Origin of the sequence: Bradyrhizobium sp. (assembly GCF_016462955.1) — a bacterium.
Classification (GTDB): domain Bacteria; phylum Pseudomonadota; class Alphaproteobacteria; order Rhizobiales; family Xanthobacteraceae; genus Bradyrhizobium.
In genome coordinates, this window is sequence record NZ_JAEMSD010000376.1 from 1,457 (window position 1) to 6,728 (window position 5,272).

A 5,272-nucleotide genomic window follows, 5' to 3' on the forward strand; every position below is an offset into this window, starting at 1 on the left:
CACTCTCGAAGAGGCCCATCATGATTTCGGTCACGACGCGGCCGTGGGTGGCATCGAGGAGACCTTGCGGCGGACGGAAGCCGAATATCAACGCGGCCTGTTCGACGAGCTCGCCAAGGCCGAGCAGAAGGCGGCAGGCCTGCGACAGGACATCGTCAAGGCCGAGCAGCGCACCAGCCTTCTGCGCCTCAGCGCGCAGGAGGACGGCATCGTCCAGCAGCTCGCCGTACACTCCATCGGCGGAGTCGTCACGCCGGCCCAGACGCTGATGGTCTTGGTGCCGACCAGCGGCGGCCTCGAGATCGAGGCGATGATCTCGAACCGCGACATCGGCTTCGTCCGTCCGGGTGAAGAGGCCGCGATCAAGATCGATACCTTCAGCTTCACCCGTTACGGGTTGCGCCAAGGCAAGGTGCTCAGCGTTTCCCAGGATGCCATCGTCCGCAACAAGCCCCCGGAGAAGCCCGGCGACACGCCGACCGGCACCGAAACGGCGTCAAGCGAGCCGAAAGGCCAGGAACTCGTCTATTCCGCCCGCGTTTCGCTCGATCGCCCGGAGATGGACGTCGATGGGCGTACCGTTAATCTGGCGCCCGGCATGGCCGTCACGGTGGAGATCAAGACCGGCACACGGACCATCCTGAGCTATCTGATCTCGCCGCTCGTTCGCTATGGGCAGGAAAGCTTGCGGGAGCGCTGAAACGCGGAGCATGTCGCGCGCGGCGAACGGCTTGCTCCAGTTACGCCCGTCGCTGGGACACCATCAAACTGGTCCAGAATTTCAAAGACTTGGTGCGCTCGGAGCGAACCGAACTTAATATGCCTACATTGAATTCGTTGATCTTTTCGCCCTTAAAACCCTCGATTGGGGCCCAGCGCGGGGCTCGTTTTGGGGCTCAGTTAAGTGGTCTGTTTGGCGGGCTTGGATTTCAGGCGCCGCTTGACTTCTCGCTCGATTGCCATCCGCACGAACTCAAGCCAATCGTTTTACGCCGCGTGAGCGCAGTCAGCTAGGCGGCACCTCACCGCGCTGCGCATTGCCGAAGGCGACCACCCAATCGCGCTGCTCGTCGGTATCCGGCACGATCAAGCCGCGCGAAGCTCTAATCAGCGCGAGCGCTTCTTCCGCTTCGATTCCGGAACAGATCAGTACGCAAGCGGCAATCACCGAAGACCGACCAATCCCCGCCCGGCAATGGATCGCTATGGAACGACCATCGCGCATGCCGGCGGCCAATAACTGAGCGATCTGCGAAGCCTCCCGTCGGGATTCTGGTAGTCCACGATCTGGGATCGGGAAAGAAATGAAGTCGATTCCACCAGAGCGGCAAAGCTCGGCTTCATACTCTAACCCAAGGTCCGAAACCTCTTCGTGCTCTAAAAGGCTCACCACCACATCGACGCCGGAGTTCTTCCACTCGTTCACCTCCAGCTCTAACCACTCGTCGGCGCGAGGACGCGCCATAATCGCTATCCGTCCAGCCGATCGAATCTCAATCCAATGTAATCGGGACATCCAAACCCTTGTTGCGCAATCAACTCCACCGCAGCGTCGCATAACCCACGCTCACCGGCAGGGTGCCTCCGCCGAGCGGATACGCTCTGCCAAAATGCTACTGACGAACGAAATCAGACTTGCGTCCAAAACTCGGAGAGCCGGTTGGACGTTTGAGGTTTAGAGCTGAAAACGATCTTTGGAATGGCTCAGCAGTTGAAGCATGAAGATGCTGATTGGGGCCCACCATGGGGCCCAAATTTAAAAATTGGGGTCCACCAAGTTTCGCAACCTCTAAAATAGATGAGCTATTTCATGTAATTAGAGGATTGATAGGATAATATTCTTGGTGCGCTCGGAGGGACTCGAACCCCCACGGTGTTACCCACTGCCACCTCAAGGCAGCGCGTCTACCAGTTCCGCCACGAGCGCTAGGAGATGCCGGCCTGAGGCTTGAAGGCTGGCCGGATCAGCGGCGCCGATCTAACAAATCCATCAGGGGGATACAAGCCTGCAAAGACCCTGAATTCCACAGGCTTGGCAGGAAAAAGCCGCCCTCCCCGGGAGATCAGCCCTAGCGGGCGCGTCCAGGGCCGTCGGCGCGCGCTTCAGCGCCCTACCGGGTCCCCGCCGATCGCGGCAGCATCTGCTTGACCTCGACCGCGATCCGGTTGCGATCGACCAGCACGACCCCGGAGGCCACCGGCAGATTGTTGGCGAGCACCTTGACCTCGTCGGCCTCGGTTGCGTCCAGCTCGATGATGGCGCCGCGGGAAAGACGTAATACTTGATGGATCGGCATCGTGGTCGTCCCGAGGACGACCATGAGATCCACGGTGACTTTGTCGAGAGTGGGCACTGTCGGGACCGCCGCAACCTGGGACTAAACGATTTGGGACGTGGCCAAGGGACTTGGCATTTGCCCCCGAGATGATCACCACGTTATGGTTAGCCAATGGTTAATTCGCCACAAAACCCTCGCCAGCAGCTCGATTTGAGGTCGTTTTCCGCCTCCGGCGGTAAGCCGGTGGAGTGGCGGATCTCGGACGCGCCGGTGCCCTACCCGGACGCCGTGGCCGCCATGGAGGCGCGCGTTGCCGCGATCGCGGCGGGCGAGGCCCCGGAGCTGGTATGGCTGCTCGAGCACCCCCCGCTCTACACCTCCGGCACCTCGGGCAAGGACAGCGACCTGCTCGACCCCCGCTTCCCGACCTTTGCCACCGGGCGCGGCGGACAGCTGACCTATCACGGTCCCGGCCAGCGGGTGGCCTACATCATGCTCGACCTCAAGCGCCGCCGGCCGGATGTGCGGGCCTATGTCGCCAGCCTCGAGGAATTGATCCTGAAGACGCTCGCTGCCTTCAACGTCCGCGGCGAGCGGCGCGAGGACCGGGTCGGCGTCTGGGTCAGGCGGCTCGACAAAGGCGCGGATCACGAGGACAAGATCGCGGCGATCGGCGTCCGCCTGAAACGCTGGGTCTCGTTCCACGGCATAGCCATCAATGTCGAGCCGGAGCTGTCGCATTTCGCCGGCATCGTTCCTTGCGGTGTCGCCGATCCCCGCTACGGCGTCACCTCGCTGGCCGATCTCGGCCAGCTCGTGACCATGGCCGATGTCGATGTCGCGCTGCGGCGGGCCTTCGAGCAGCTGTTCGGGCCGACCCGCGCGCTGCTGCCGGACGCGGCGATCTAGGCGCTTTCCCGTCCGCTTCACGCGGTGCTCATTCTCCGCGGATGCGGAATCAGCTACGCTTCGTTCCGGTGCCGCCCACGCCTCCCCCCTCCGCCGGGAAAGCAGACCTCATGCCGGGCGAGTTTACCATCGGCCGACTGTTCGAGCGCCAAGCATAAGGAGGGATTGCGCTTTCTGCTCGCAATGGGAGGTTTTGACGATGAGACTCTCTGCGCCCATCTACCATCTGAAGCGCAAGGCGAAACGCCTGTCCCGCGAAGCCGGCATTCCGCTCCACGACGCGCTTGACCGTGTCGCTGCGGCGGAAGGGTTTTCCGCCTGGAGCATGCTCGCGGCGAGAGCGGCCGCACTGACGCCGGCCCGAAAGCTCTACCCGCAATTCCGGCTGGGCGACCTAGTGCTGATCGGGGCGCGCCCCGGTCAGGGTAAGACGCTAATGAGCCTCGAACTGGCGGTCGAGGCGATGAAGTCGGGCCATCGCGCCGCGTTCTTCTCGCTCGAATATACCGAAAGAGACGTGCTGGATCGCCTGCGGTCGATCGGAGTGGAGCCGGCGCAATTCGACGAACTCTTCGAGGTCGATTGCTCCGACGCGATCAGCGCCGATTACGTCGTCAAGCAGATGGCCCCGGCCGTGCGTGGCACGTTTGTCGTGATCGACTATCTGCAACTGCTCGACCAAAGGCGGGAAAACCCCGATCTCGCGGTTCAGGTCCGCGCGCTGAAATCCTTCGCTCGCGACAAGGGGCTGATCGTCGTCTTCATCTCGCAGATCGATCGCTCCTATGATCCCTCAGCCAAACCCTGTCCCGATCTCGGCGATGTCAGGCTGCCAAATCCGCTGGACCTGAAGCTGTTCGACAAGACGTGCTTCATCAACAACGCCGAAGTTCAGTTCCGCGCGGCGGGCTGATGGCTTCGGGCCGCGAAATGAGATCGTTCACTCGCGGCCCGCGACGTCACGCCGTCTGCAGCGCAACCTCGAGCTTGCCGGCGATGTAGCGCCGCTCCTGGGTCAGGCCGCCGAAACCGTAGGCGTCGCCCTTGACCTCGTCGACATGCAGGTAGGTCTCGGGATGCAGCGGCCCCAAAATCTCGGCCATGCGCGTGAACATGGCGGCGAGATAGGCGGCCTTCTCGTCCTTGGTGTTGGTGCCCTCGGTGACGTGGATGTCGATCCAGTAGCTGGCGAGAGCTTGCTCGGCGAGCGACTTGCCGCCGGCGAACCAGTCGCCGGCATCCACGGACTTCACGATGATGGCGGTGACCTTGGGATCCTTGTGCAGGATCTCCGCGGTGAGCTCGGAGACCGCGCTCGCGATATCGGCCTTCAGCGAGGGGGACTGGCGGGACGTGGTGTAGGACACGGTGATCAGTGGCATGGTCGTTCTCCTCTAGTGCCGCCAATTGCTGCGGCATTGACGAGAAGCTAGACCTTCCCTCATCATTTCTGTATCTTATCTGTTTTGATATCAGTGATAAGAATTCGAAATGACACCAACCCTCGACATCGCCACCATCAGGGCCTTCCTGCTGGTCGCCGACCTCCAGAGCTTCACCCGCGCCGCCGAAGCGTTGGGCACGACGCAGGCGGCCGTCAGTCTCAAGCTGCAGCGGCTGGAAGCGTTGCTCGAAAAGCGCCTCGTGGAGCGCTCGCCGCGTGCGGTCCGACTTACTGCCGAGGGCGCTGCGTTCCTCGAACGCGCCCGCACGCTGATGGACGCGCATGATCGCGCGCTGTCGGGCGACGCTTCCGCCGCGCCCTCGCTCACGCTTGGCATCTCCGATCACGCGACGGGGCCCGAACTGGTGCCGCTGCTCGAACGGCTGCACGCGATGTCCTCAAACCTCACTCTCGCCGTCACCATCGGCTTCTCGCGGGAGATGCAGGATGCTTATGACGCCGGCGAGCTCGATGCGGTGATCGTGCGCCAGGAAGGCAGTCGCCGCGGCGGCGAGAAGCTGACCGAAGACGAATTCGGCTGGTACGCCGCGCGACGTTTTTCGCTGCCGAAGGGAGAGCCATTGCCGCTCGCAACCCTCGCCCCGCCCTGCGGCGTCCGCGCCGTCGCCGTGCGTGCGCT

Annotated in this window: 7 protein-coding genes and 1 tRNA gene; 4 read left to right on the top strand and 4 right to left on the bottom strand. The window is 62.8% G+C overall.

Annotation, left to right across the window (positions count from 1 at the left end):
• On the top strand, window positions 1-700 hold a 700-nt coding region (locus JHD07_RS28730; RefSeq protein WP_291628324.1), incomplete at its 5' end, for an HlyD family type I secretion periplasmic adaptor subunit.
• A gap of 306 nt (window positions 701-1,006) precedes the next feature.
• Here the strand turns inward: JHD07_RS28730 and JHD07_RS28735 are convergent.
• The 3 genes from JHD07_RS28735 to JHD07_RS28745 form a co-directional block, all read right to left on the bottom strand.
• Entirely contained in the window at window positions 1,007-1,465 is a 459-nt protein-coding gene (locus JHD07_RS28735; RefSeq protein ID WP_291628326.1) for a dual specificity protein phosphatase family protein, read from the bottom strand.
• Between the two features lie 377 nt (window positions 1,466-1,842).
• Window positions 1,843-1,927, bottom strand: a tRNA-Leu gene (locus JHD07_RS28740).
• 184 nt (window positions 1,928-2,111) lie between these two features.
• Window positions 2,112-2,354, bottom strand: a complete 243-nt coding sequence (locus tag JHD07_RS28745; protein WP_028177375.1) for a FliM/FliN family flagellar motor switch protein — start codon at window positions 2,352-2,354, stop codon at window positions 2,112-2,114.
• A gap of 96 nt (window positions 2,355-2,450) precedes the next feature.
• Here JHD07_RS28745 and lipB point away from each other — a divergent pair, with 96 nt between their 5' ends.
• Together lipB and JHD07_RS28755 are read left to right on the top strand one after the other, a co-directional pair.
• Window positions 2,451-3,188, top strand: a complete 738-nt coding sequence (gene lipB / locus JHD07_RS28750) for a lipoyl(octanoyl) transferase LipB (RefSeq protein WP_291628328.1) — start codon at window positions 2,451-2,453, stop codon at window positions 3,186-3,188.
• Window positions 3,189-3,387: 199 nt separating this feature from the next.
• On the top strand, window positions 3,388-4,101 hold the full coding sequence (locus tag JHD07_RS28755; RefSeq protein WP_291628329.1) for a DNA helicase: 714 nt from the start codon (window positions 3,388-3,390) through the stop codon (window positions 4,099-4,101).
• A 46-nt stretch (window positions 4,102-4,147) separates the two neighbouring features.
• Here the strand turns inward: JHD07_RS28755 and JHD07_RS28760 are convergent, their stop codons facing one another.
• Complete coding sequence (locus tag JHD07_RS28760) at window positions 4,148-4,570, bottom strand: tautomerase family protein (RefSeq protein ID WP_291628331.1); 423 nt, start codon at window positions 4,568-4,570, stop codon at window positions 4,148-4,150.
• 109 nt (window positions 4,571-4,679) lie between these two features.
• On the opposite strand from JHD07_RS28760, the gene JHD07_RS28765 reads away from it, so the two are divergent.
• Window positions 4,680-5,272, top strand: a 593-nt coding sequence (locus JHD07_RS28765) for a LysR family transcriptional regulator (RefSeq protein WP_291628332.1), incomplete at its 3' end; no start/stop codon positions are given.

Excerpts from the sequence above, each read along its gene's own strand:
- JHD07_RS28735 (WP_291628326.1), bottom strand. The coding sequence starts at position 1,465 with ATGGCGCGTCCTCGCGCCGACGAGTGGTTAGAGCTGGAGGTGAACGAG.
- lipB (WP_291628328.1), top strand. The coding sequence starts at position 2,451 with ATGGTTAATTCGCCACAAAACCCTCGCCAGCAGCTCGATTTGAGGTCG.
- JHD07_RS28755 (WP_291628329.1), top strand. The coding sequence starts at position 3,388 with ATGAGACTCTCTGCGCCCATCTACCATCTGAAGCGCAAGGCGAAACGC.
- JHD07_RS28760 (WP_291628331.1), bottom strand. The coding sequence starts at position 4,570 with ATGCCACTGATCACCGTGTCCTACACCACGTCCCGCCAGTCCCCCTCG.